Raw genomic sequence first — 25,235 nt, 5'->3', positions numbered from 1 at the left:
GGTTTCCTGGCTTAACACTTCTGACAGGTTCATGAACCGGGCGGCATGGGCCCAAATCCGTCTAGGCTGAGGTCGTGTTTCCGGGCGGCCGGAGGGTGTTCTCCCGGCGGCCCCGGGACGCCGCGTCGTGCGCCCGGACGGGCGCCGGAAACGCGAGGTGCGTCCAGCAGGACGCCGACACACGAGATCGACGTCCGACGTTCGTCCTAGGAGAACCAGCCGATGTCAGACAGCTCCCCCCTGCCGCCGGTGCGTCTGCGCTCCGAAGCGGAACTCGCACGGGACGCGCTCGCCACGCCGCTCCTGTCGCGTGCCGTGCGGCTCGCCCGCTGGGCAGGCCCGGACACCCGGGTCGGCGCCGGAGGCGAACTCGTCGAGGAACAGCTGCCGGCCGCCGCCGCGGAACTGTCCCTCGACGGCGAGGACGCCGCGGCCTACGCCAGTGAGGCCTGGCGGGTGGCCGTGGACACCGGGCTCGTCGCGGTCGTGGACGAGGAGGAGGGCACGGTCGCCGCCGGCGCCGATCTGACCCTCGTCCTGTCCGGAGCGCCGCAGGACGTCCTGGGGCTGTGGCTCGGCGCCCTGGAGACGGTCCTGGCCGACGCGGTCGTGCCCGACCTCGACGACCTCGTGGACGCCATGGACGAGGGCGGCGAGATCGACTTCTCCACGCTGGACTGGGATCCCGAGGCCGAGGCCGAGTTCCTCGACGGGGTCCTCGGCAACCTCTATCTGCTGACCGCCAGCGAGGACGGGCCCGGCGACGGACCGGTGCCGCTGCCCGCACTCGCCGCGTCGATGATCGTGCCGGACGACATGGGGGAGCCCACCAACGACGTCCTGGAGCAGGTGTCGGACGCGATGATGCGGCTCGACGACCAGTTCCGGGTGCTGGAGCCGGTGGGGCTCGTCGACTTCCAGCCGGTCGACGAGGCGCTCATGGCCGAGGCGGGGGAGGAGCCTGCCGCCCCGTCGGGCGAAGCCGTGGACGATACGGACGTCTCCCGGTACGGGATGGTGCGGCTCACCCCGCTCGGGGTGTACGGCATCCGGGCGCGGCTCCTGGAAGCCGGGTTCGCGGCGCCCGCGGTGGGCGACCTCGCGGACAAGGGCGCCGATGTCCTCCTCGACAGCACGTCCGCGTTCCCGCCCCTGGCCGCGCAGGCGGAGACCGAGCAGTGGCTCGCCCGGCGTGAACCCCTCGCAGCCGCACGGGAGTTGCTCGCCGCGGCGCGTGGGGCCGACGCGGGGGCGCCGCTGCGGCGGCTGCGCTGTCAGCAGGCGCTGTCCCTCGTCGGGACGGAGGCCGCGCCCGCACTGCACGAAGTACTCGACGACGGCGAGCTGGGCGGGCTCGCGAGGGTCTGGCTCGCCGAGCGGGGCGTTCCGGACGTGCCCCCGCCGTCCGAGGAGATGGTCTTCTGGCTGACCGTCGACACGATCGCCGCGCAGCTCGCCGCGGAGGGGAACTCCGAGGAGCTGCAGGCGCTGGTGGAGGGGCTCGCGGCGCAGCACGGCTCGTTCTTCGCCGCGGCCTGGCGGGTGGAGCATCCTGCTACGCCGGACGTGCTGGAGGCGATGGGGCGGTTGCATCCGGACAAGAAGGTGGCGAAAGAGGCGCGGAAGGCTGCGTTCAAGGCTCGGTCGCAGCAAGGTCTGTGACGCGGGGGCCAGGCCCCCGGGCCCCCGGTCCTCAGGCGCCGGACGGGCTGATGAGTCTGTCTGCGGGCCCGGTGGGGGCGAGCCCGAAGGATTGCGCAGTTCCCCGCGCCCCTGAGGCTGTCAGCCCGTCCGGCGTTTGAGGACGAGCGCGGAGCGCGATACGGGGGCGAGGGGCGCAGCCCCATGCAGTGACGGGGAGGGTAGGGGCGGCGGGGGCGAGGAGAAGTGGGTCAGGGGTCGGACGGGTCGTCCATGGAGAGGACCCGTACCGGGATGCCCTCCAGGGCGTCCGGGATCGTGTCCTCGGGGCGGAGCCCGTCGCGGGGAACCTTGCGCGTGACGAACACGACGACGACATCCTCGCCGGACTCCTCGTCACGCCCCGTCCCGACCCCACTCACATTGGCCATCGCCAGCAACCGCTCCTCATGAAGATGGCGTGCCTGACGTGCGTCCACTTCAGCTCGCCTCCCATGCGCCGTACGGTTCGTGCCGGTCCCTGGTACCGAGATTATTCCGGTCCGCGGTGCGGACGCGAGGGCTGATGGGCCGTATGGGGGTCGTGGGGCCGCAGGGACGGATCGGGGCGCGTTCACACAACGGGGGCCCGGAAAGTCGGGCGGCGTTCAACCGGCGTTAAGTCACGGGCGGGACCGTGTGGCCGACCCCCGGGTCCGCCGTTCCTCGCTCCTCGCCCGCCGCTCACTGCTCGCCACGGTCACACTCCACCGTCACAGGAGACAGCATGTCGCTCACCCGCAGGGACTTCGCCAGACGATCCGCGATCACCGGTGCCGGTGTCGCCCTGATCGGCAGCGTCGGCACACTCGCCACCGCGCCCGGCGCCCTCGCGTCCACGGACACCGAGACCTCGGGCGACGACGGCGACGAGGGCTACGGCGAAGGTGACGCCGGCGAGCGGCACGGCGGGGCCGTCGGGTACGGGCCGCTGCTGGCCGACCCCGAGGGCGTGCTCGCGCTGCCCGCCGGGTTCTCGTACCGCGTCGTCACGTACAGCGGGAAGACCAAGCTGGAGTCGGGCGAGTACACCCCCTCCAACCACGACGGCACGGCCACCTTCGACGGGCCGCGCGGCACGACCCTCCTCGTCAACAACCACGAGCTGAAGGGCCCGCGCGCCAACTGGAAGTACCCGGTGCCGCTGACCGAGGGCCTCGTCTACGACCCGGCCGCCTCCGGTGGCTGCACGGTCGTCGAGGTGCGTCCCGGCGGCGCGGTCGCCGAGTGGGTCGGCATCGCGGGCACCTCCACCAACTGCGCGGGCGGCAGCACCCCGTGGGGCACCTGGCTCACCTGCGAGGAGAACTCCGACCGGGCCGGCGAGAACGGCATGACCAAGGACCACGGGTACGTCTTCGAGGTCGACCCGGGCGACCGCCGGGCCAACCGCGACCCCAAGCCCCTGAAGTTCTTCGGCCGGTACGACCACGAGGCCGTCGTCATCGACCCCAAGCGCGGCCACGCGTACCTCACCGAGGACGACTCCGAGCCCAACGGCCTGTTCTTCCGCTGGAAGCCCCCGCACGGTTTCACCCACGGCCGCGGCAAGTTCCGTACCCTCGCCGACGACGCGGGCGTGCTCCAGGCGCCCAAGTGCTATGACTCCGGCGGCCGTTACGTCGACGACCTGTCCCGCGCCACGAAGATCGGCACGGTGTACGGGGTCGACTGGATCGACGTGCCCGACCGCGACGGGAAGACCGTTCCGGTGCGCGAGCAGTTCGACACCGGCGAGGTCACCCGCGCCCGCAAGCTCGAAGGCATGTGGTGGAGCGACGGCGGCACGTACATCGTGTCCTCGTACGCCCGTGACGAGAGCCCCGTCCAGCACGACGGGCAGGTCTGGTTCTACGACCCCAAGCGCCGCACGCTGACCCTGAAGGTGCTGCTCGGCGTGAACCCCGACCCGTCGAAGGACGGCGCCTTCGACGGTCCGGACAACATCACCGTGTCGCCCTACGGCGGCCTCGTCATCGCCGAGGACGGCGAAGGCGTCTCGCACCTCTTCGGTGCGACGGACAGCGGTCGTACGTATCCCATCGCCCGCAACGACCTGAACATCGGCACCGCGGAGGAGCCCGAGTTCAGCGAGTTCACCGGCGTCACCTTCTCGCCCGACGGAAAGACCCTGTACGCCAACATTCAGGTGCCGGGCATCATGGTCGCGATCAAGGGACCCTGGAAGCGGCAGAAGCGTCGCTGAGTGCTTTCCGCGAAGGGGTGAATTAATCGCTCGCCCGGCTCGTGGCATGCCTTCTACAGTGGACAACGTCCAGGTGTGAAGGCGGGATCTGCTCCTACTGGCCCTGGACACACAATTTCATGCACCTCCCGGTGCGATGGCTGTGGCTACTTCTCTTCCAAAGAATCCAGGCCGCAGCCGACTTGATCTCGGGAGGGGCAGCAAAAGGTGTGTGCCCGGTGCGCAGGCAGCGGTTACTTCATTGGATCGGACTGTTGCGGGTTCAAGTCCCGTCATCGGCCTCGGGCCGGTGTAGCTCAATTCGGTAGAGCATCTGGAAAAGTCCGCCGCCGACCCTTGAACTCGGGCACGCTCCCTTTGCTGCGCCTCCCTCCGGAACATTCATGAATTCGGGGGAATTCACCATGGCGCGGTTCAACACCAAGGCGGCGAAGGCCCGGGGCACCTCGCGTGTCACGTCCACGGGGCGGGTGCTGCGGACGTACGAGGGCGGGCGGGGGGCGGAGCGCGACCCGCGTTCCGAGCTCTTCCTGCTGTCCATCGCCAACTTCGTCGCGCAGAAGACCTTCTACGAGAGCGGCGAGGCGCGCGACGACCGGTTCGCCACACTCGTACGGCGGCTCGCCGTCGCCGACCCGTCGTGGACGGCCGCCCTGCTCGACTGGCTGCGCGGCGAGGGCAACATGCGGACCGCGTCGCTCGTGGGCGCCGCCGAGTACGTCAAGGCGCGTCTCGACGCGGGTGCCACGGACGGGCCGGCGAACCGGCAGGTCGTCGCGTCCGTGCTGCGGCGCCCGGACGAGCCCGGTGAACTGCTCGCCTACTGGACCTCGCGGTACGGGCGGGCCGTGCCCAAGCCCGTGAAGCGCGGGATCGCCGACGCCGTACGGCGGCTGTACGGGGGCAGGTCGCTGCTCAAGTACGACACGGCGTCCAAGGGGTATCGCTTCGGCGACGTCCTGAACCTCGTGCACGCTTCGCCGGATCCGGAGAAGCCGTGGCAGGGCGAGCTGTTCCGGTACGCGCTCGATCGTCGGCACCACCCCGACACCGCCGTGCCGCCCGCGTCCGACCGGGTGCTCACCGCGCACCGGGAGTTGATGGCTCTGCCGGTGGAGGAGCGGCGGGGTGTCGTGACCTCCGAGGGCGGTGCCGGGCGGCTCGCGGAGGCCGGGATGACCTGGGAGGCGCTGGCCGGATGGCTGCAGGGGCCGATGGACGCCGCTGCCTGGGAGGCCGTGATTCCGTCCATGGGGGCCATGGCTCTCGTGCGGAACCTTCGGAACTTCGATGAGGCCGGGGTCTCGGACGAGGTGGCTGCTCTGGTTGCGCAGAAGATCAGTGATCCGGGCGAGGTCGCGCGGTCCCGGCAGTTTCCGTTTCGGTATCTCGCCGCCCATCAGCACGCGCCCTCGCTGCGGTGGGCCCATCCGCTGGAGCAGGCGCTCGGGCATTCGCTGGCCAACGTGCCGGCGCTGGACGGGCGGACGCTCGTCCTCGTCGACCGGTCCGGCTCGATGTTCCACTCGCGGATGTCCGACCGCTCGGAGCTCAACCGGGCCGACGCGGCGGCGATCTTCGGCGCGGCGCTCGCGCTGCGGGCCGAGAAGGCCGATCTCGTCGAGTTCGGCACCAGCAGTGATGTGGTGCGGTTCCGGCGGAGTGAGTCCGTACTGAAGGTGCTGGGGCGGTTCGGTGATCTGGGCGGCACCAACACCAGTGAGGCCGTGCGCAAGCACTACCGGAAGCACGACCGGGTGCTGATCGTCACCGACGAGCAGGCCACGTACAGCCACTACGGGGATCCGACCGAGCAGGTTCCGGCGCATGTGCCCGTGTACACCTGGAATCTCGCGGGGTATCGGGCCGGGCATGCGGCGTCGGGGGGCGGGGCCGGGGCGGCCGGGGGCGGGGCCGGGGTGGGGAATCGGCATGTGTTCGGGGGGCTCTCGGATGCTGCTTTTCGGATGGTTCCGCTGCTTGAGTCCGCTCGGGATGCCGATTGGCCCTGGGCTGTCTGAGGTGTTGTGAGTGGGTTCGCGCTTGGGTGCGGGCCCACTCGTGCTCGGGGCTTGCCAGGGCCATGAGTGACATCTAACATTTTAGTTATGACTATTCGGCCGGTGTCGCGGACGCTCCTTCGGGATCAGGCCTACGCGTCCCTTCGTGACGCCATCGTGGCCGGGGAGATCGAGCCCGGCGCGGTCGTGCGCGACGCCGAGCTCGCCGAGCGGCTCGGGCTGTCCAGGGCGCCCGTACGGGAAGCCTTCGCGCGGCTCGTCGACGAAGGGCTGCTGGAGAGCAAGCCGCAGAGCTATACGCGGGTGACCGCGGTCGTCGCCGCCGATGTGCGGGACGCGGCGGCCGTCGTCGGGGCCATGCACGAGCTGGTCGTGCGCGTCGCCGTGCCGCGGCTGGGTGGGGCGGATGTCAATGCCATGCGGTCGGCGAACGCGCGGTTCTCGCATGCCGTGCGTGCGGGGGATGTCGATGCCGCCCTGCGTGCCGACGACGAGCTGCACGACGTGCTGGTGCGGGTGAGTGGCAATCGGGCTGCCGCGGCCACCGTTGCGCGGTACACGCCGTTGATTCGACGGCTGGAGCGGCGGCGGTTCGGTGAGGGGGGCAACTGCCGCTCGGCCGGGTTGCACGAGCGGCTCATCGAGGCGTGTGCGGAGGGTGACGTGGATGGCGCGGTTCGGGTTACCTCGGAGATCTGGCGGGGGCTCGAAGGGCTTGTCGACCTTGACTGATCTGGCTGTGTGACCTTGGAGGATCCATGTCTCTGGACTCGTTCGAGCGGTATCCCCTTCTGTTCGGGCCGTCGCCCGTGCATCGGTTGGAGCGGTTGACCGCGCATCTCGGTGGGGCCTCGCTCTGGGCCAAGCGGGAGGACTGCAACTCCGGTGTCGCGTACGGGGGCAACAAGACCCGGAAGCTGGAGTACCTCGTCGCGGACGCGCTCGCCAAAGGGTGCGACACGCTCGTGTCGATCGGTGGGGTGCAGTCGAACCACACCCGGCAGGTCGCTGCCTGTGCCGCTCGGGCCGGGCTCAAATGCGTGCTCGTGCAGGAGAGTTGGGTGGACTGGCCCGACTCCGTGTACGACAAGGTCGGCAACATCCTGATCAGCCGGCTGGCCGGGGCCGATGTGCGGCTCGTGCGGGCCGGGTTCGGGATCGGGTTCAAGGAGAGCTGGGAGCTGGCGCTGCGGGAGGTCGAGGAGGCGGGCGGGAAGCCGTACGCCATTCCCGCGGGGGCCTCTGATCATCCGCTCGGTGGGCTTGGGTTTGCCGGGTGGGCTTATGAAGTCGCCCAGCAGGAGGCGGAGTTGGGGGTTTTCTTCGACACCGTTGTTGTGTGTTCCGTTACCGGGTCCACTCAGGCCGGGATGGTGGCCGGGTTCCGTGCGCTGGAGGAAGCCGGGGGGCGGGGGCGGCGTGTTGTCGGGATCGATGCGTCTGCCGCGCCCGATCGGACTCGGGAGCAGATTTCCCGGATCGCTCAGAACACCGGGCGGCTCATCGGTGTGCGGGCGGAGTTGACCGAGGCCGATGTCGAGTTGGACGGGCGGTATCACGGGGGGACCTACGGGATTCCCGACGACGTGACGTTGGAGGCCATGCGGCTGGCCGCTCGGACCGAGGGCATGGTCACCGATCCCGTGTACGAGGGGAAGTCCATGGCGGGGATGGCCGATCTCGTGACGCGCGGGGAGATCGGGCGGGAGTCTGTGGTGTTGTACGCGCATCTGGGTGGGCAGCCTGCGTTGAATGCGTACAGCGCTCTGTTCTGACGGTGGTTGTTCTGAGGTGCGCCTGCGGTGGGGGTGAGGGTGGGGGCGGGGCAGGTGCGTCGGCGGGTGGCGCGTGGTGGGGTGGAGCGGGTGTTTACAGGGACTGGGCCGACGGCTTGACCATGCCTCGGACCGTGCGGGACTTGACGAAGTTGCCGAGGGCCGTCATCTCCCATTCGCCGGAGAACTGCTTGATGAGCTTGGCCATCATCACGCCGGTCTGGGGCTCCGCGGTGGTGAGGTCGAAGCGGACCAGTTCCTCGCCCGTGGCCGCGTCCAGGAGGCGGCAGTAGGCCTTCGCCACTTCGGTGAACTTCTGGCCGGAGAAGCTGTTGACCGTGAAGACCAGGCCCGTCACCTCTTGGGGGAGACGGCCGAGGTCCACGACGATCACCTCGTCGTCACCGCCGCCCTCGCCCGTGAGATTGTCGCCGGAGTGCTTGATCGCGCCGTTCACGATGGAGAGCTTGCCGAAGTAGCAGCTGTCGATGTGGTTGCGGTTCGGGCCGTAGGCGATGACGGAGGCGTCGAGGTCGATGTCCTTGCCCCGGTACGCCGGCTCCCAGCCCAGGCCCATCTTCACCTGGGAGAGGAAGGGGCTGCCGCCCTTGGTGAGGGAGACTGTCTGGTTCTTCTGGAGGTTTACTCGGCCCTTGTCGAGGTTGATCTTGCCGGTGCCCGGGGCGGGCGGTGCCACCGGGGGAGTCGGGGGCGCGGGCGGGGCCGCCGGTGTGGTGACCGGGGGTGCCGACGGGGGCTGGTGGAGGGTGGGGGCGGCCACCGGGGCCGGGGCGGCCGGCTCCTCGACCGTCACGCCGAAGTCCGTGGCGATGCCCGCCAGGCCGTTCGAATATCCCTGGCCGACCGCGCGGGCCTTCCATGCGCCGTTGCGCAGGTAGACCTCGACGATGACCAGGGCCGTCTCCGCGCCGAGCTGGGGCGGGGTGAAGGAGGCGAGGACCGAGCCGTCGTCCGCGTTGCGGATCGTCGCCGTCGGCTCGATGCCCTGGAACGTCTGGCCCGCCGCGTCCGGGCTCGCGGTGACGACGATCTTCTCGATGCCCTGGGGCACGGCTGTCGTGTCGACCGTGATCGAGTCGGGGGAGCTGCCGCCGCCGGAGCGGTACGTCACGCCCTGGCCGGACGGCTGGTTGTAGAAGATGAAGTCGTCGTCGGAGCGCACCTTGCCGTCGGCGGTGAGCAGCAGGCCCGATACGTCGAGCCGCACCGGGGCGGCGACGTCCACCGTCACGCGGGTGACGGGGAGAGGGATGTTCGAGCCGGGGGTCATAGCTGTCATGCCGGGTGAACGAGCGGACCGGCTTTGCCGTTCCCTTACCAAGCGGGGAATCGGCCGAGCGGGTCAGTGGCGGTTGCGGGGGTGGTTGCGGGCGGTTCGTTCGTTGCCGTGTTTGTAGTTGCCCGTCCAGCGGGCCATGACGAGCTGGGGGTCGCCCTTCTCCACCTCCGCGAGGAATCGGGTGGCTCTTGGGCCGCGGAGGGTCGTTGCGGGGCGGGGGCCGTGAGTGATCGTGACCGTGTCGTCGGGGTGCTGGGTGTAGGTGAAGCCGTTTGGTTTGGGCATGGGGGGATGTTAGGGCGGGGGGTGGGGGGTCGCCTAAGGGTTTTCGCCCCCGCCGCCCCTACCCGTTCCCGTCCCGTCGGGGCTTCGCCCCGAGCCCCGTGGGGGGGGGTGGGCCCAAAGGATTGCGCAGTTCCCCGCGCCCCTGGGTACCTGGGGGCGCGGGGAACTGCACAACGGGGGCGAGGGGGCGCAGCCCCCATGCGGTGACGGGATGGGTAGGGGCGGCGGGGGCGAGGAAAGGGTTAGGGGATCACCACGATCTTTCGGCCGATGCCTGAGGCGAACTGGTCCAGGGCCTGGGGGTACTGGTCCAGCGGGAGGCGGTCGCTGATGAAGATGTCCGGGTCCAGGACGCCCGTCGCGAACAGTTCCGCCGCACGCTCGAAGCTGTGGAGCACCGCCATCGAACCGGTGATCGTGATCTCCTGGTTGTAGATGCGGTACGGGTCGATGGACACCCGCGTCGCGTAGTCGGCCACCCCGAACTGGAGGAACGTGCCCGCCTTGGCGACCCGTTCCAGGCCGTCCTGGATCGCCGCCGCGTTGCCCGTGGCGTCGACCACCAGGTCCCAGCCCTGCGGCCGGTCCAGCTCGTCGGCGCTGGTCGCGGACGCGGAGACGCCCAGCTTCTGGGCGGTCGTGAGGCGCTGCGCGTTGATGTCGACCATGTCGACGCTCGCCGCGCCCGTCCGCTTCGCCAGCTCCAGCATCATCAGGCCCATCGTCCCGGAGCCGTAGATCAGGACGTGGGAGCCAAGGCGGGAGTTGAGGACGTCGTAGCCGCGTACCGCGCAGGAGAGCGGTTCGATCAGGGCCGCGTCCTGGGTGCGTACGTGCTCGGGGAGCTTCACGCAGTTCGCCACCGGTGCGACCGCGTACTGGGCGGCGCCGCCCGCCGTGGTGACGCCGATCGCGGCCCAGCGCTCACAGAGGTTGTTGTGGCCCGTACGGCAGTAGCGGCACTCGTAGCAGTAGAGGGAGGGGTCCACGGCGACCTGGTCGCCGACCGATAGTTCGGTGACCTGCCGGCCCACGCCGACCACCTCGCCCGCGAACTCGTGGCCGGGGACGATCGGCAGCTTGGGGGCGAACTCGCCCTGGAGGATGTGCAGGTCCGTGCCGCACAGCCCGCAGGCGGACACCTCCACGACGACCTCGCGGGGGCCCGGCGTCGGGTCCGGGACCTCGGAGACGACGGCCTTTCCGACGGACTCGATGACTGCGGCCTTCATTTCACGGCTCCCAGCGACAGGCCCTGGACCAGTTTGTCCTGGGCGGCGAACCCTGCGGCGAGCACCGGCAGGGAGACGACGAGCGACGCGGCGCACACCTTCGCCAGGAACAGGCCCTGGCTGGTGATGAAGCCGGTCAGGAAGACGGGGGCTGTCTCCGCCACCACGCCTGTGAGTACCCGGGCGAACAGCAGTTCGTTCCAGCTGAAGATGAAGCAGATGAGGGAGGTGGCCGCGATACCGGGGAGGGCGATCGGAGCTACGACGCGGGTGAGGATGGTGGGGAGTTTCGCGCCGTCTATCTGTGCCGCCTCGATGATCGCCACCGGGACCTCGGAGAGGAAGGACTGCATCATCCACACCGCGATCGGCAGGTTCATCGAGGTGTAGAGGATGACCAGGAGCCAGATGTTGTCCAGCATTCCGGTGTTCTTCGCGAAGAGGTAGATCGGGAGGAGGCCCGCGACGACCGGCAGCATCTTCGTGGAGAGGAAGAAGAAGAGGACGTCCGTCCACTTCTTGACCGGGCGGATGGAGAGCGCGTACGCCGCGGGGAGGGCGAGGATCAGGACCAGGAGCGTCGACGCCAGGGACGCCACGGTCGAGTTGATCAGGGACGGCCAGGGGCTCGCCCCGCCGCCGGTGCCGAAGAACTCGCGGTAGCCGTCGAGGGTGAGGGGCGCCGCGAAGGACGGTGGATTCGTCGCCGCGTCCTCCTCGGAGTGGAAGGACGTCAGCGCCATCCAGGCGATGGGCAGGAAGAAGACGATGCCGGCCAGCCAGGCGACCAGGCCGAGGCCCCGTCCTTTGGGGCGGCGGGGGCCTGGGTCGGCGGACTTGGTGCTGCTGGGGCGTACACGTACGGCTGTGGCGCTCATGCGCGGCCCACCTCCTCGCGGAACAGGGACGAGACCACGCGCAGCGCGAAGGTCGCGATGATGATGGAGCCGATGACGACCAGGACGCCGGCCGCGGAGGCGAGGCCGTTCTCGTGGGCCTGGTAGAAGGTCTGGTAGACGGTGTAGGGGAGGTTCGCCGTGCCCAGACCGCCCGAGGTGATGGTGAAGACCGCGTCGAAGTTCTGCACGATGTAGATCGAGCCGAGCAGGGCGCCCAGTTCGAGGTAGCGGCGCAGGTGGGGCAGCGTGAGGTAGCGGAAGACCTGCCAGTTGCTCGCGCCGTCGACCCTGGCCGCCTCGATCTGCTGGTGGTCCCGGCTCTGCAGGCCCGCCAGCAGGATCAGCATCATGAAGGGCGTCCACTGCCAGACGAGGGACGCCTCGATGGCGAGCAGCGGGGTGTTGGAGATCCAGTCGGGCTGTGGGCCGCCCACATAGTGCAGCAAGCCATTGAGCAGGCCGTACTCAGGGTTGTAGAGCACATGCTTCCAGAGCAGGGCGGCTGCTACGGGCACCACCAGGAAGGGCGCGATCAGGAGGGTGCGGACCAGGCCGCGGCCCCGGAACTTGCGGTCCAGGAGGAGGGCGAGGCCCAGGCCCAGGACCAGGCTGGCCAGGACGACGCCGACGGTGAGCAGGATGGTCGTCCAGACCGACTTGCGCAGGGCCGCGTCGGTGAGGACCTCGGTGTAGTTGCCGAAGCCCGTGAAGCTGCGGGCGTCCGGGTAGAGGGAGTTCCAGTCGAAGAAGGAGATCACCAGCGTGGCCACGAACGGCAGCTGGGTCACGGCGATCATGAAGATCAGGGCGGGCAGGAGCGGGGCCCGGGTCGCCCAGGCGCGCATGCGGCCGGAGGGCTGCTTCTTCTGCGTGTGTACGGATGGTGCGGCCACGGGGGCTGTCGTTGTCGCGGTCATCGTCCCTCGTACTCCTCGGCGATCTCCTCGGCCAGCTTCTGGGACTTCTTCAGGGCCGACTCGACGGACTGGCGTCCGGCGATGGCCGCGCTGATCTCCTGCGAGACCTTGGTGCCGAGATCGGTGAACTCGGGGATGCCGACGAACTGGATGCCGGGCGCGGGCCGCGGCTGTACGCCGGGATCGGTGGGCCGGGCGCCCTCGATGGCTTCCTTGGTCATCTCCTGGAAGGCGCCGGCCTCCTTGCGGTAGTCGGCGTTCGTGTACGTCGAGGCGCGCTTGCCGGCCGGCACGTTGGACCAGCCGATCTCGTCGCCCACCAGCTGCTCGTACTCCTTGCTGGACGCCCAGGAGACGAACTTCCACGCCTTGTCGGGGTTGCGGGAGGCGTCCTGGATGCCCCAGGCCCAGGTGTAGAGCCAGCCGGAGGACTCCGTCTTGTCGACCGGCGCCGGCACGTAGCCGATCTTGCCCTTGACCGGGGACTTCGCCGACTCCAGGGAACCGGCCGCGGAGGTGGCGTCGTACCACATGGCGACCTTGCCCTGGGTCAGGTTGTTGAGGCACTCGGCGAAGCCGGACTGGGCCGCGCCGGACTCGCCGTGCTTGCGGACGAGGTCCACATAGAACTTGGTCGCCTTCTCGAACTCGGGGGAGTCGAGCCGTGCCTTCCAGTCCTTGTCGAACCAGGTGCCGCCGAAGGTGTTCACGACCGTGGTGAGCGGGGCCATGATCTCGCCCCAGCCGGGCAGGCCGCGCAGGCAGATGCCCTTCATGCCGGACTCTGCGCCGTCGGCCTCGGCGGCGAGGTCGGCGACCTCGTCCCAGGTCGGGTGGTCGGGCATCGTCAGGCCCTTCGCCGCGAACACGTCCTTGCGGTACATCAGGAAGGACGACTCGCCGTAGAAGGGCTGTCCGTAGAGCTTGCCGTCCTCCGCGGTGAGGGACTGGCGCATGGGCTTGAGGACGTCCTGCTCGTCGTAGCCCGGGTCCTTGGCGACGTACGAGTCCATCTCGTGCAGCCAGTCGTTCTTGGCGTAGATCGGTATCTCGTAGTTGGAGAGCGTCGCGACGTCGTACTGGCTGGCCTGGTTGGCGAAGTCCTGGCTGATCTTGTCGCGGACGTCGTTCTCCGGCAGCACGGTGAAGTTCACCTTGATGCCGGTCTCCTTGGTGAAGTGCGCGGCGGTGAGCTTCTGCAGCTCCACCATCTGCGGGTTGTTGACCATGAGGACGTTGATGGAGTTGCCACCGGAGCCCGCACCGCCCGCTCCGGCCCAGCAACCGGAGAGCAGCGGGGCGAGCAGCGTCCCTGCGGCGGCCGCGGCGAACATCGCGCGCGGCCTCCGTCGGCTCTGGGTTCGCATGGATCACTCCTGGATGTATCAGTACAAATGGGATGACAAGGGGATGGCAGAGGGATGGACAGGGACTTGCGAGGGACTGGCAGGGGGAGGGTGGTGCCGCTGTAGTGGGTCGGTCGGGTGTGCGGACTCCGGGGTCAGACCCGGATGACCTGAGGGCCCTGCATCGAATAGCGGTGGGCCTCGGAGGTGGGGAGGAACGTGCTGGTGACGATCGCCTCCAGGGCGCTGATCTCCGCGAAGCGGCAGAAGCTGACGGCACCGAACTTGGTGTGCACGCCCGCGAAGACCGTGCGGCGCGCGGCCCTGATGGCCTGTGACTTGACCTCGCTGACGGCTGGATCGGGGGTGGTGAGGCCGTGTTCGCGCGAGATGCCGTTGGCGCCGATGAACGCCAGGTCGATGACGAAGCCCGCGAGCATCTTCGTCGTCCAGTGGTCGACGGTGGCCAGCGTGCCGGGCCTGACCCGGCCGCCGAGCAGCAGGACCGTCTTGTTGTCGGCCTCGGCGAGCGCGCCCGCGGTGGCCAGGGAAGCGGTGACCACGGTCAGCGGTCGGTCCCTGGGCAGTGACTCGGCGATGAGCTGGGGGGTGAAGCCCTCGTCGACGAAGACCGTCTCCGCGTCCCCGAGCAGCTCGGCCGCCGCGGCGGCGATCCGGCGCTTCTCGGGTACGTGGCTGGTGGCGCGGAAGGCGAGCGTCGTCTCGAAACCGGCGCTCTCCACGGGGTAGGCGCCGCCGTGGGTGCGGCGGACGAGGCCGTGGTCCTCCAGGGCGCGCAGATCGCGGCGCACGGTCTCCCTGGCGACGCCCAGCTCGGCCGCGAGCTCGTTCACGTCGACGGCGCCCGTGCGTCGGGCGGTCTTCACGATCGCCCGCTGCCGTTCTTCCGCGCTCATGCCCGACACCCGCTTCCGCTCCCTTGCGTACGCGCCTACTGCCCGTTCGGGCCCGTTCGACCCATGGGGGAAGTTCTACAGCGGGTACGCGCCACTGACCAGGTCTGTTGCGGGTCCGATGGCGCCCGTGTGTGCCCGTTGGGTGAGACGGAGGCCCGCGGCGGACCTGCGGCGGAGCGTAATTCGGGCAGGGGGCGTGCCCGAACGGCGGGGCGGACGGGCCCGTTCGGTGCCCGTCCGCCCTGTGAGGTCGTCCGTGTGGAGTGGCTTGAAGTGTCGACGGGGCCCGCTGCGGCCGGCCCGGAGCGTCAGTAGGGCCACACCGGGGGGTTGGTGACGAAGGCGCCGCCGAGGCGGGCGTGGTCCGGGTTCGCCGGGTCCAGTTCGCCCTGGTCCGCGATCAGCTTCTCGGCGTACTGCTCGGAGTCGTCCTGCGGCTCGTAACCCAGCGCGCGGGCACTCGACAGGTCCCACCACAGGCGCGTGTTGGCGGAGGAGCCGTAGACGACGCTGTGGCCGACGTGCTCGGCGGTCAGGGCCGCGTGGAAGAGGCGGGCGCCGTCGCCGGGGCTCATCCAGACCGACAGCATGCGCACGGTGGTCGGCTCCAGGAAGCAGGAGCCGATGCGCACGGAGACGGTCTCCAGACCGTGCTTGTCCCAGTAGAACTGCGCCAGGTCCTCGCCGAAGGACTTGGAGAGGCCGTAGAAGGTGTCCGGGCGGCGGGGTGTGTCGATGGGGATGAGCGCGCCGGGTTCGTGGGGTGCCTCGCCCTCGGGGCGCGGGGTGAAGCCGACCGCGTGGTTGGAGGAGGCGAAGACGATCCGCCCGACGCCCTCCTCGCGCGCGGCCTCGTACAGGTTGTACGTGCCCTCGATGTTCGCCTTCAGGATCTTCTCGAAGGTGGACTCGAGGGAGATGCCCGCGAGATGGATGACGGCGTCAACGCCCCGGACGGCCTCGCGCAGGGCCTCCTTGTCGCCGAGGTCCGCGGTGATCGCGTCGGGCTCGCCGTCGATGGGCCGCATGTCGAGGAGGCGCAGTTCGTAGCCGTAGGCGGGGAGCAGTCCGCGCATCAGGGTGCCGAGGCCGCCGGCGGCGCCGGTGAGCAGGACAGTGCGGGGAGCGGTGCGCGGAGCGGGCATCCTCGGGTCTCCTAGAATCAGCAGCCGTATGCATATGCGTAAGCGTGTACGGCATTCACATCCATGGACACGCTATGGATCGTTCGCCGCTCGCGTCAAGTGTCGCGCGAAGGGTGGGGATCCGTTGTCGGTCGGTTTGATTTCCGGTCCTTTCTTGCTCCGGAATTGCTCCGGGAATGCGGGTTTGCCCGCTTGACCGGTCCCGACGGCGAGCTCTAGCGTGGGCGAGTTCAGAGATATGGACGCAAATCAGAAACGTGCACGGGTGGCGTGTACGTACATGCTCTAGGGAGAGCCCGTGTCGTCAGCCCCCCTCGCCGCTCGACTCAGTATCCCCAGCGGGCCGCTGTTCTTCCCCGTCACCGCGTACGACCGTGACGGAGCCATCGATCTGGACGTCTACCGCGAGCACGTCCGGCGGGGCGTGGAGGCCGGTGCCGCCGCCGTCTTCGCCTGCTGCGGCACCGGCGAGTTCCACGCGCTCACGCCCGAGGAGTTCCAGACCTGCGTCCGGGCCGCCGTCGAGGCGACCGCGGGCCGGGTGCCCGTCGTCGCGGGCGCGGGCTACGGGACCGCCCTCGCGGTGCGGTACGCGCGGCTCGCCGAGGAGGCCGGCGCCGACGGGCTGCTCGCCATGCCGCCGTACCTGGTGGTCGCCGGGCAGGAGGGGCTGCTGCGGCACTACACGGAACTGGCCGGCGCCACCTCGCTCGACATCATCGTGTACCAGCGCGACAACGCCGTGTTCACCCCGGAGACCGTGGTCGCACTGGCCCGCACCGAAGGGGTCATCGGCTTCAAGGACGGCACCGGCGACCTCGACCTCATGCAGCGCATCGTCAGCGCCGTACGGTCCGAGGTGCCGGGCGAATTCCTGTACTTCAACGGGCTGCCGACCGCCGAACTCACCGGCCTCGCCTACCGGGGCATCGGCATCACGCTCTACTCGTCCGCCGTCTTCTGCTTCGCGCCCGAGATCGCCCTCGCCTTCCACCGCGCCATGGGCTCCGGCGACGACGCGACCGTCAACCGGCTGCTCGACGGCTTCTACCGGCCGCTCGTCGAACTGCGCGCCCAGGGCCGCGGATACGCCGTCTCGCTCGTCAAGGCCGGGGTACGGCTGCGGGGGCTCGACGTGGGCGAGGTACGGCCGCCGCTGCACGAACCGGCCGAGGACCACCTCAAGCAGCTCGCCCAGCTGATCGAACGCGGCCACGCGCTGCTGGAGGAGGCCAAGTGAGGGCGTCGGCCTTCGTCTACCCGTGGGACGTCAACGGCGACCCCGGGGCGGCGGCACGCATCGCCGGGCTCGGCGTACGGCAGGCGACCCTCGCGTCCGCGTACCACTCCACGCGCGCGCTGACCCCCCGCCACCCCCGCCACCGCATCGTCACCGCGCTGCACGCCGCCGTCCTCTACCCGCCGGACGCCGGACGCTGGCAGGGGCGCAGACTGCGGCCGTACGCGGCCGGCGACTGGGCGCCCGGCGACGCGTACGGGGAGGCCGCCGAGGCGCTCACGGGCGCGGGGCTCGACGTGCACACCTGGGTGGTCCTCGCCCACAACTCCCGTATGGGCGAGGAGTTCCCGGACACCTCCGTCACCAACGCGTACGGGGATCGCTATCCGTGGGCTCCCTGCATCGCGCAGCCCGGGACCCGCGCCCATCTGACCGACCTGGCCGTGGAGGCGGCCGTACGGCCGGGAGCGGCGGGCACGGAACTGGAGTCCCTCGGCTGGTACGGGCTCCCGCATCTGCACGCCCACGACAAGACGTCCGGTGTCGCACTCGGGGACGCCGGGACGTACCTGATGTCACTGTGCTTCTGCCCGTCGTGCCGTGACGGGTATACGCAACTGGGTCTCGACGCCGATGAGTTGGCGGCCTCGGTCCGGCGCGCCCTGGAGCCCGTGTGGCGCGGCGAGACGCCCGCCGGGGGCTGGGAGGCCGTGGAGAAGCTGCTGGGCGGCGAGCTCGCGACGGCCACGCGCGCGTGGCGCGACACCGCTGCCCGCTCCCTCCAGACGGACGTCGTCGGCGCGGTCCGGGCGGCGGCCCCCGAGGGCTTCCGCGTCCTGCTGCACGCGGACCCGGACTCGTACCACGTGGGCGCGAACGCCGGCGTGGACCCGCGGCACATCCTGACCGTCGCCGACGGCGTGGTCGTCCCGTGCGGGGGAGGGTCGGCGCTGCTCGCCCCCTTCGCGGCGCACGCCGCAGAGGGAAACGTGCTGGCGGCCAACTTCCCCGTGGTCGCGGGGATGGGCGGCAGCCCGGCGACCCTCCACGAGGACGCGACGCAGGCGGCCGAACGAGGAGCCACTGAACTACGGCTCTACCACGCGGGGTTGGCGTCGGAGGGGGACCTGGCGCTGGTGACGGAGGCGCTGAGGCGACTGGGCTGACGGCAGCGCTGAAAGGCAGGGGCGGAGCCCCGCCTTTCAGGGGCGCGGGGAACTGCGCGGCCAACCGCACCCGGGCAGCACCGTGACGAGCCGCGCAACCCCCACGGCCACCAACAGCCCCTGATACGGCACGAGTTCCACCAGCCCCGCGCCGAGCGCGAGCCCCACCGCGTTCGGCGCGAACAGCACCGTGTTCGCGGTCGCCGCCGTACGGCCGAGCAGCGCGCCCGGAGTCTCCCGCTGCACCGCGGTGAGCGCCGCGACCAGGACGCACGGCAGCCCGACCCCCACCGCCACGGCCGAGGCGAGCGCCACCGCGTCGTACGGGAGCGCGCGAGCCGTCACGGCCACGGCGGTCAGCGCGATGCCGTACCGCGCGAACCGGCGTTCGCCCAGCCGCCGCAGGAGCGGCCCCGAGACCAGGCCGACCGCCACCGAACCGGCGCCCTGGGCGACGTACAGCAGCCCCACGTACGCGGGGGAGTGGCCGAGGCCCTCAGCCACCGCGTAGACCGTCGCGCCGTTGACGCCCGCGAAGAGCATCGTCGTGCCGCCGGCGAGGACGAGCGGGCGCAGGACCGGGTGACCCCACAGGTGGCGGGCGCCCTCGACGGTCCGGGCGTGCCATCCGTCGGCGCCCTCCGCGAGGCGCGGCGGCGGCTCCTGGACGCGCAGGAGTGTGTAGAGGCCCGCGGCGAGGACGAAGGTGACGGCGTCCAGGAGGGCGACGCGGGCGCCGCCGTACGCCGCGTACAGGCCCGCTCCGGCGAGCGGGGCGATCAGCTTCATGCCCTCGTTGGCCGTCATCCGCAGCCCGTTGAAGTCGCCGAGGAGCCGCTTGTCGACGGCGGTGGCCACCAGCGCCGCCTCCGCCGCATCATGGACGACGCCCGCCGCCCCGTAGAGGAGGAGCACGGCGAACAGGATCCACAGGGTGCCCGGTGAGCCGACCGCGAAGAGCGGCAGGAGGAGCGCGGCCAGGCCCAGGTTCGTCCACACCAGCAGCGGTCTGCGGCGGGTGCGGTCGGCGAGGGTGCCCAGGGCCGGGCCGATCAGCGTGGGCGCCCACAGGGCGAAGACGCAGAGGGCGGCCAGGCCGTCCGAGCCGGTCAGGTCCTTCACCCAGATCCCGGCCACCAGCCACATCGCCGACGAGCCGAACCCGGAGACCACGACCCCGCCCAGATACAGGCCGGCGTTGCGGTCCCGCAGGACACGGACCACCGCCCACGCAGGCCGGGCAGCCCGGGACGGCCCGGCCGCACGAGACGTCCGCGGTGCCCGCGGTGTTTGTTCCGTCATGCCTGGTCATCGTGGGGCTAAGGCCCCGGGGCGGGGATCGGGCAGGTGCCTTAGGCGGGGTACGCGGCAGGAGCGCCGGGGGGACGGGCCCTAGGTCCTGTCGTCAAATTCCCGACGTCCGCCCGGAGGGCGTGCCAGGCGTCGCCCGGCAGGCGGGAATTTGACGACAGGGCCTAAGGGACGGTGATGACGAGTTTGCCCCGCGGGTGGCCCTTCTCCAGATGGCGGACGGCCTCCGCGGTCTCGGCCAAGGGGTAGGTGCGGTCGACGGGCGGGACGAGTTTGCCGCTCTCGGCGAGGTCCTTGAGGGCCAGCAGGTCCTCGCGGCGGATGACGGCGACGAGATTGCGGAGGTTCTGCCCGGTGAACGGCGAGAGCAGGACGGCCCGCAGCCCGCGGCTCAGCCCGCCGAACAGCGCGGTGCCGCCCTCGCCGCCGACGATCACGAGGGTGCCGCGCGGCGCCAGGACACGGCGCAGCACGGACAGGGGACGCTGGCCCGCGTTGTCGACGATGACGTCATAGTGATGCGGGTGCGGGCCGTCGGTGATGTCCTCGGTGGTGTAGTCGATGACGTGCGCGGCGCCCTGGGCCCGTACGAAGTCCGCGCCGCCGGGGCCGCAGACACCGGTGACCTCGGCCCCGTACATCGCGGCGAGCTGGACGGCGTAACAGCCCACCCCGCCGGACGCGCCGATGACGAGGACCCGCCGGCCCTGCTTCGGGCGGGCCGGACCGCTCAGGGCCTGGAGGGCGGTCGCGGCCGACACGGGGAGGGCAGCCGCCTGCTCGAAGGTGAGGCCGACCGGCTTGAGGGCGAGCTTGGCGGCCTTGGCACGCGCGAACTCGGCGAACGAACCCTCGCAGTTGCCGAAGACCTCGTCGCCCGGCTTGAAGTCGGTCACCTTCGCCCCGACGGCCTCGACCCGTCCGGCGCCGTCCCAGCCCCGCACCGGGTTCTTGGGTTTGCGGAGCCCGAGCACGGCACGCGCCACCAGCGGGCGGCCCGTCATGAGGTGCCACACCTCGGGGCCGAGGCCGGCCGCGCGGACCTCGACCAGCACCTCGTCGTCGCGGGGGACGGGACGCTCGATCTCCCGCAGTTCCAGCAGGTCCGCCGATCCGTAGGCATCCTGGACGATCGCCTTCATGACGTGGCTCCCCTCGTGGTCCCCGGCGCCGGGAATCCCGGTCATCCCGAGCATCCCGGCGGTTCGGACGCCTGGCCAGATTCCTGAGCACGATCTTGGGCGCGGAAGCGATGAGTTTCCGTACGGCCGACGGTCTACCCCCTGACGACCCCGATACGAGCCCCGACGACTCCCCGATGAGTCCCCGACGACCCCTGATCACCTCAGGACGACCACATGACGACCCTGTGACGAGAGGAACCCACCATGGGCGACGGCGAGAGCACCGAGACGACCCTCGACCTGGGGCCGCAGGCCCTGATCGTCGCGCGCATCGCGGACGCGGTGCGCGAGGACCAGCTGGAGGACGCGACGCCGTGTCCGGACTACGCGGTACGCCATCTGGTCGGGCATCTGACCGGCCTCGCCGCGGCCTTCCGGGACGCCGGACGCAAGGAGCTCGGGGCCACGACGGACACCGCCCCCACCGCCGGGCTGCCCGACCTGACACCCGGCTGGCGCGGCGAACTGCCCAAGCTGCTGGTCGAGTTGGCCGAGACCTGGCGTGACCCGGCCGCGTGGACGGGTCAGACACGGGCGGGCGGGGTGGATCTGCCCGGCGAGATCGCGGGCATCGTCGCCACCGACGAACTCGTCGTGCACGGCTGGGATCTGGCCCGCGCGACCGGCCAGGAGTACGTGCCCGACGAGGCGGCCCTGCGGGCGGCGTACGGGATGCTGGCCGCGTCCGTCGACGACCCGTCGCGCGGCAGCATCTTCGGCCCGGTGGTGGCCGTCCCGGAGGGCGCGCCCCTGCTGGACCGGGTGATCGGACTGAGCGGACGGGACCCGGAGTGGCGGGCTGCCGCCGGGGAGCGCTGAGGGGATCTCAGGACCCGGGCCTCAGGCCCCGGGCTCAACCACCAGACCTCAGTCTCCGGACCTCAAGCTCCGGGCCTCAGGCTCCGGGCAGTTCCACCGTGACGCGGAGCCCGCCGGCGGGGCGCGGGGTGAGGGTGAGCGTTCCGTCGTGTGCGTGGGCGATGGTCCTGACGATCGCCAGGCCGAGGCCGACGCCTCCGTGATCGGTGTGGACGCGCTCGGCGCCGCGCCGGAACGGCTCGGTGAAGGTCGAGGCCAGCTCCGGGCAGATCCTCTCGCCGGAGTTCTCGACCGTGAGCACCACACCGCCGGGCCGGACGCCGGTCCGCACCCACACCCTGCCGCCGTCGGGCAGATTGTGGACGATCGCGTTCTGGACGAGATTGGTGGTCAGCTGAAGGAGGAGCGCGGGCGATCCGACGGTGGGGGTGATGTCGCCGCGGGTCTCCAGGGTGACGCCCCGCTTCTCCGCGAGGGGCAGGAGCGTTTCGGCGGCCTCCTCGGCCAGGAGCGACAGGTCGACGTCTTCGCGCGTGAACGTCCGCTGCTCGGCGCGGCCGAGGAGGAGCAGTGCCTCGGTGAGGTCGATGGCCCGGGTGTTGACGGCGTGGAGGCGTTCGACGACCTCGCCGGGGTCGTGGTCCGGGTCGGTGCGGGCCACATCGATGAGGGCCTTCGAGATCGCCAGCGGGGTGCGCAGCTCGTGCGAGGCGTTCGCTGCGAACCTCCTTTGTTCGGCGACGTGTTCTTCGAGCCGGGCCAGCATCGAGTCGAAGGCGTCGGCCAGTTCGCGGAACTCGTCCTTGCGGCCCGGCAGCCGGATGCGATGGGAGAGCGCCCCGGCCGAGGCCAGCCGGGTGGCGCCGGTGATGCGGGTCAGCGGGGCGAGCATCCGGCCGGCCAGGATCCACCCTCCGACCAGGCCGAACACCAGCAGGAACGCCAGTACCGCCGCCGCCCTCGGGGCGAACACGCGCAGCAGGCCGGACCGGATGGGGAAGACACCGTTCATGCCGTCGTCGTCGGCGTTGATGAGCATCGCGCGGTCGGGGACGTACCGCAGGAGGAACAGCCACACCGCGGCGAGCAGCAGAACACCGGCGAGCATGAGGAACCCGGCGTAGCTGAGGGTGAGTCTGGCGCGCACGCTCAGACCGGGGGCCCTATCCACGGTCGTCTCCCTCGTGTTCGGCATCCGCCGCCTCCGGTCGTGGCTCGATGCGGTAGCCGACGCCCGGCACGGTGGTGATGATCCAGGGTTCGCCGAGCCGTTTGCGCAGGGCCGAGACGGTGATGCGCACGGCGTTGGTGAACGGGTCGGCGTTCTCGTCCCACGCGCGTTCCAGCAGTTCCTCTGCGCTGACGACACCGCCCTCGGCGGCGACCAGGACCTCCAGTACGGCGAACTGCTTCCTGGTCAGCGCGACATAGCGGCCGTCGCGGTGGACCTCGCGGCGGAACGGGTCCAGGCGCAGGCCCGCGATCTCCCGCACGGGCGGCCTGCTGTGGGCGCGTCTGCGGTCGAGTGCCCGGAGCCTGAGGACGAGTTCCTGCAGGTCGAACGGTTTCGTGAGGTAGTCGTCGGCGCCCAGTTCGAACCCGCTCGCCTTGTCGTCGAGACGGTCGGCGGCGGTGAGCATCAGGATCGGCATACCGCTGCCGGAGGCGACGATGACCTTGGCGACCTCGTCACCGGACGGCCCGGGAACGTCGCGGTCGAGTACGGCGATGTCGTACGCGTTGACGCCCAGCAGCTCCAGCGCGGTGCCGCCGTCGCCCGCGATGTCCGCCGCGATCGCCTCCAGGCGCAGGCCGTCGCGGATGGCTTCCGCCAGATAGGGCTCGTCCTCGACGATCAGCACACGCATGTGCTTGAGGCTACGAGCCGACGCCTATCGTCGGCGTATCGAAAACCGGATACATGCGGGCAACATCGCGCCGCCTTGACTGGCGCCATGACTCGAACCCCACCACCTGCGCGATTACCGACCCGCCGGATCCGCCCGGCCCGCCCGATCCGCCGGCTCCTCCTCGTCGTCGTGGCGGGCGCCCTGACCGGCGTCGTCGCGGGCGTGGCGGCGATGGCCATGGCCATCGGCCCCCGACTGCCGATGTCCTGGTTCTCGTCGAACCCGTCGTCGAAGCTCTCGTCGGATTCCCCGTCCTCCTCGGCCGACGGTGTCGTCCACGACGGCGTGACGGTCTTCGACGACACCCTCGACGCCGTGACGAAGCTGGATCGGGAGCTGCTCGACGCCCTGCGTCGGGCCGCGACGGCCGCCGCGGCCGACGGGGTCGAGTTCTACGTCAACAGCGGCTGGCGTTCCCCGAGGTACCAGAACCGGCTGCTGCGCGAGGCGGTCGCCGCCCACGGGTCCGCGGACGAGGCCGCCCGCTGGGTGGCCACCGCGGCGACGTCTCCGCACGTGTCGGGGGACGCCGTCGACATCGGGCACTCCGACGCGGCGAAGTGGCTGTCCGAGCACGGCGCCGACCACGGACTGTGCCAGATCTACCGGAACGAGCCCTGGCACTTCGAACTGCGCCCCCATGCGATCGGCCGTCGTTGCCCACCCGTGTACGCCAACCCCACCCAGGACCCGAGGATGCAGCAGTGACCGACAGTGAGCGGGGACGGACGATGACGCAGACCGACACGGCTGACGTGACCGGCACAGCGGGCACAGCGGGCACAGCGGATGCAGCGGATACAGCAGGCACAGCGGGCGCGACGGTCGCGGCCGGTGTCCGCCGCGTGATCCGCGCCGGCCTGCGCCCGGACCCCTGGAAGCGCGGCCCGTTCCTCGCGGCCCTGGCGCTGCTGCTCGGCCTGACCCTGCTGCTGCACGCGAGCATCCCGAACCGGATCGGGAACCTCGGCAGCCTGGTGGAGACCTTCCTGCCGTGGCTGGGCCTGTTCGTCCCGGTGCTGCTCGCCGGGGCCCTGTGGCGCCGCTCCGCGTCCGCCGTGGTCGCGCTGCTGCTGCCGGTCACGGTGTGGCTGAACCTCTTCGGCGGGCTGCTCGGCGACAGGTCCCACCCGGGCGGCGACCTCACCGTGGCGAGCCACAACGTCGGCGCGGGCAATCCCGATCCGGCCGGTACCGCCCGCGCCCTGGCCGCCTCCGGCGCGGACGTGCTGGCGCTGGAGGAACTGACCCCGCGGGACCGGGGCACGTACGAGAAGGGGCTGGCGAAGGCGTACCCGCACCACACGGTGCTCGGCACGGTCGGGCTGTGGAGCAGGCTGCCGCTGTCGGACACCCGGCCGGTCGACATCCAGACGGACGTCGGGCCACTGGCCAGGACCAAACCGGCCGACACCACGACGGCCGAGAACCGGGCGCTGCGCACCACGGTGGCCACGGACCACGGGCCGCTCGCGGTGTACGTGGCCCACCTGGGATCCGCCCGGGTGAACCCCAGGTCGGGCTTCTGGACGGACTCGCGCGACAGGAACGCGAAGGCGCTCGGCGAGGCCGTCGCCGCCGAGCCGAACGAGCGGATGGTGCTGCTGGGCGACCTGAACGGCACCCTGGACGACCGCGCGTTCGCCGGGATCACTTCGCGGTTGCACTCGGTCCAGGACGCGGCCGGGGACGGCTTCGGCTTCACCTGGCCGGCGAGCTTCCCGGTGGCGCGGATCGACCAGATCCTGGTCCGCGGAGTGGAGCCGAGGAGCGCGCGGGTCCTGCCGTCCACGGGCAGCGACCATCTGCCGGTGGCGGCCTCCATCGACTGGTGAACCCACGGCCGCCGGACGTCTACGGCAACTTCTTTTGTCGGAAGCAT

General features: G+C 70.8%; 23 protein-coding genes. 10 read left to right on the top strand and 13 right to left on the bottom strand.

Annotation, left to right across the window (positions count from 1 at the left end):
• Positions 1 to 222 precede the first annotated feature (222 nt).
• Complete coding sequence (locus ACZ60E_RS23505; protein WP_469442884.1) at positions 223 to 1,662, top strand: hypothetical protein; 1,440 nt, start codon at positions 223 to 225, stop codon at positions 1,660 to 1,662.
• 230 nt (positions 1,663 to 1,892) lie between these two features.
• On the opposite strand, the gene ACZ60E_RS23500 is transcribed toward ACZ60E_RS23505, so the two are convergent.
• The gene (locus tag ACZ60E_RS23500) at positions 1,893 to 2,072 is read right to left on the bottom strand and encodes a hypothetical protein (RefSeq protein WP_247706305.1); all 180 of its coding nucleotides are present in this window, start codon (positions 2,070 to 2,072) and stop codon (positions 1,893 to 1,895) included.
• 335 nt (positions 2,073 to 2,407) lie between these two features.
• Here ACZ60E_RS23500 and ACZ60E_RS23495 point away from each other — a divergent pair, with 335 nt between their 5' ends.
• From ACZ60E_RS23495 to ACZ60E_RS23480, 4 genes are all read left to right on the top strand, one after another.
• The gene (locus tag ACZ60E_RS23495) at positions 2,408 to 3,886 is read left to right on the top strand and encodes an alkaline phosphatase PhoX (RefSeq protein ID WP_469442882.1); all 1,479 of its coding nucleotides are present in this window, start codon (positions 2,408 to 2,410) and stop codon (positions 3,884 to 3,886) included.
• A 404-nt stretch (positions 3,887 to 4,290) separates the two neighbouring features.
• Positions 4,291 to 5,907, top strand: a complete 1,617-nt coding sequence (locus tag ACZ60E_RS23490; protein ID WP_469442879.1) for a TROVE domain-containing protein — start codon at positions 4,291 to 4,293, stop codon at positions 5,905 to 5,907.
• 87 nt (positions 5,908 to 5,994) lie between these two features.
• Complete coding sequence (locus ACZ60E_RS23485; RefSeq protein WP_385836263.1) at positions 5,995 to 6,639, top strand: GntR family transcriptional regulator; 645 nt, start codon at positions 5,995 to 5,997, stop codon at positions 6,637 to 6,639.
• A gap of 26 nt (positions 6,640 to 6,665) precedes the next feature.
• On the top strand, positions 6,666 to 7,682 hold the full coding sequence (locus tag ACZ60E_RS23480) for a 1-aminocyclopropane-1-carboxylate deaminase (protein WP_469442877.1): 1,017 nt from the start codon (positions 6,666 to 6,668) through the stop codon (positions 7,680 to 7,682).
• A gap of 94 nt (positions 7,683 to 7,776) precedes the next feature.
• Here ACZ60E_RS23480 and ACZ60E_RS23475 read toward each other — a convergent pair whose 3' ends face one another.
• The 8 genes from ACZ60E_RS23475 to ACZ60E_RS23440 form a co-directional block, all read right to left on the bottom strand.
• The gene (locus ACZ60E_RS23475) at positions 7,777 to 8,973 is read right to left on the bottom strand and encodes a TerD family protein (RefSeq protein ID WP_469443152.1); all 1,197 of its coding nucleotides are present in this window, start codon (positions 8,971 to 8,973) and stop codon (positions 7,777 to 7,779) included.
• A gap of 72 nt (positions 8,974 to 9,045) precedes the next feature.
• On the bottom strand, positions 9,046 to 9,267 hold the full coding sequence (locus ACZ60E_RS23470; protein ID WP_469442875.1) for a hypothetical protein: 222 nt from the start codon (positions 9,265 to 9,267) through the stop codon (positions 9,046 to 9,048).
• A gap of 242 nt (positions 9,268 to 9,509) precedes the next feature.
• Positions 9,510 to 10,499 (bottom strand): zinc-dependent alcohol dehydrogenase family protein, encoded by a 990-nt coding sequence (locus ACZ60E_RS23465; RefSeq protein ID WP_384812080.1) that lies wholly within the window; start codon positions 10,497 to 10,499, stop codon positions 9,510 to 9,512.
• Positions 10,496 to 11,377 carry a carbohydrate ABC transporter permease gene (locus ACZ60E_RS23460; RefSeq protein ID WP_384812077.1) on the bottom strand — a complete coding sequence of 294 codons (882 nt, stop codon included), beginning with the start codon at positions 11,375 to 11,377 and terminating at the stop codon, positions 10,496 to 10,498. The genes ACZ60E_RS23465 and ACZ60E_RS23460 overlap by 4 nt, the downstream gene beginning before the upstream one ends.
• Positions 11,374 to 12,315, bottom strand: a complete 942-nt coding sequence (locus tag ACZ60E_RS23455; protein WP_385836788.1) for a carbohydrate ABC transporter permease — start codon at positions 12,313 to 12,315, stop codon at positions 11,374 to 11,376. Before ACZ60E_RS23455 ends, ACZ60E_RS23460 begins: the two co-directional genes overlap by 4 nt.
• The gene (locus tag ACZ60E_RS23450; RefSeq protein ID WP_469442871.1) at positions 12,312 to 13,682 is read right to left on the bottom strand and encodes an ABC transporter substrate-binding protein; all 1,371 of its coding nucleotides are present in this window, start codon (positions 13,680 to 13,682) and stop codon (positions 12,312 to 12,314) included. The genes ACZ60E_RS23455 and ACZ60E_RS23450 overlap by 4 nt, the downstream gene beginning before the upstream one ends.
• A 134-nt stretch (positions 13,683 to 13,816) precedes the next feature.
• Positions 13,817 to 14,587 carry a DeoR/GlpR family DNA-binding transcription regulator gene (locus ACZ60E_RS23445; protein ID WP_384812067.1) on the bottom strand — a complete coding sequence of 257 codons (771 nt, stop codon included), beginning with the start codon at positions 14,585 to 14,587 and terminating at the stop codon, positions 13,817 to 13,819.
• Positions 14,588 to 14,886: 299 nt separating this feature from the next.
• On the bottom strand, positions 14,887 to 15,723 hold the full coding sequence (locus ACZ60E_RS23440; RefSeq protein WP_469442867.1) for an NAD-dependent epimerase/dehydratase family protein: 837 nt from the start codon (positions 15,721 to 15,723) through the stop codon (positions 14,887 to 14,889).
• A 298-nt stretch (positions 15,724 to 16,021) separates the two neighbouring features.
• On the opposite strand from ACZ60E_RS23440, the gene ACZ60E_RS23435 reads away from it, so the two are divergent.
• Together ACZ60E_RS23435 and ACZ60E_RS23430 are read left to right on the top strand one after the other, a co-directional pair.
• Positions 16,022 to 16,963 carry a 5-dehydro-4-deoxyglucarate dehydratase gene (locus tag ACZ60E_RS23435; RefSeq protein ID WP_469442866.1) on the top strand — a complete coding sequence of 314 codons (942 nt, stop codon included), beginning with the start codon at positions 16,022 to 16,024 and terminating at the stop codon, positions 16,961 to 16,963.
• A complete protein-coding gene (locus tag ACZ60E_RS23430) occupies positions 16,960 to 18,129 on the top strand; it encodes a hypothetical protein (RefSeq protein ID WP_469442864.1) in 1,170 nt (389 codons plus the stop codon). The genes ACZ60E_RS23435 and ACZ60E_RS23430 overlap by 4 nt, the downstream gene beginning before the upstream one ends.
• Positions 18,130 to 18,165: 36 nt before the next feature.
• Here ACZ60E_RS23430 and ACZ60E_RS23425 read toward each other — a convergent pair whose 3' ends face one another.
• Entirely contained in the window at positions 18,166 to 19,431 is a 1,266-nt protein-coding gene (locus tag ACZ60E_RS23425) for an MFS transporter (protein WP_469442862.1), read from the bottom strand.
• 173 nt (positions 19,432 to 19,604) lie between these two features.
• Positions 19,605 to 20,627, bottom strand: coding sequence for an NAD(P)-dependent alcohol dehydrogenase (locus tag ACZ60E_RS23420; RefSeq protein ID WP_469442860.1), 1,023 nt, complete (start codon positions 20,625 to 20,627; stop codon positions 19,605 to 19,607).
• 201 nt (positions 20,628 to 20,828) lie between these two features.
• Here ACZ60E_RS23420 and ACZ60E_RS23415 point away from each other — a divergent pair, with 201 nt between their 5' ends.
• Positions 20,829 to 21,443, top strand: a complete 615-nt coding sequence (locus ACZ60E_RS23415) for a TIGR03086 family metal-binding protein (protein ID WP_469442858.1) — start codon at positions 20,829 to 20,831, stop codon at positions 21,441 to 21,443.
• Between the two features lie 76 nt (positions 21,444 to 21,519).
• Here the strand turns inward: ACZ60E_RS23415 and ACZ60E_RS23410 are convergent, their stop codons facing one another.
• Both ACZ60E_RS23410 and ACZ60E_RS23405 read right to left on the bottom strand, forming a co-directional pair.
• Positions 21,520 to 22,614 carry a sensor histidine kinase gene (locus ACZ60E_RS23410; RefSeq protein ID WP_469442856.1) on the bottom strand — a complete coding sequence of 365 codons (1,095 nt, stop codon included), beginning with the start codon at positions 22,612 to 22,614 and terminating at the stop codon, positions 21,520 to 21,522.
• Positions 22,607 to 23,311: a response regulator transcription factor gene (locus ACZ60E_RS23405; protein WP_469442855.1), complete on the bottom strand. Its 705-nt coding sequence runs from the start codon at positions 23,309 to 23,311 to the stop codon at positions 22,607 to 22,609. The genes ACZ60E_RS23410 and ACZ60E_RS23405 overlap by 8 nt, the downstream gene beginning before the upstream one ends.
• Positions 23,312 to 23,398: 87 nt before the next feature.
• Between ACZ60E_RS23405 and ACZ60E_RS23400 the strand changes: the two genes are divergently transcribed.
• Both ACZ60E_RS23400 and ACZ60E_RS23395 read left to right on the top strand, forming a co-directional pair.
• On the top strand, positions 23,399 to 24,061 hold the full coding sequence (locus ACZ60E_RS23400) for a M15 family metallopeptidase (protein WP_469442851.1): 663 nt from the start codon (positions 23,399 to 23,401) through the stop codon (positions 24,059 to 24,061).
• A gap of 23 nt (positions 24,062 to 24,084) precedes the next feature.
• Positions 24,085 to 25,188: an endonuclease/exonuclease/phosphatase family protein gene (locus ACZ60E_RS23395; RefSeq protein ID WP_469442849.1), complete on the top strand. Its 1,104-nt coding sequence runs from the start codon at positions 24,085 to 24,087 to the stop codon at positions 25,186 to 25,188.
• The last annotated feature ends 47 nt before the right edge of the window (positions 25,189 to 25,235 follow it).

Source organism: Streptomyces sp. NPDC102514, from assembly GCF_055584525.1.
The sequence above is the reverse complement of the archived record's forward strand: the minus strand, read 5'-3'. Positions and strand labels throughout refer to the sequence as shown.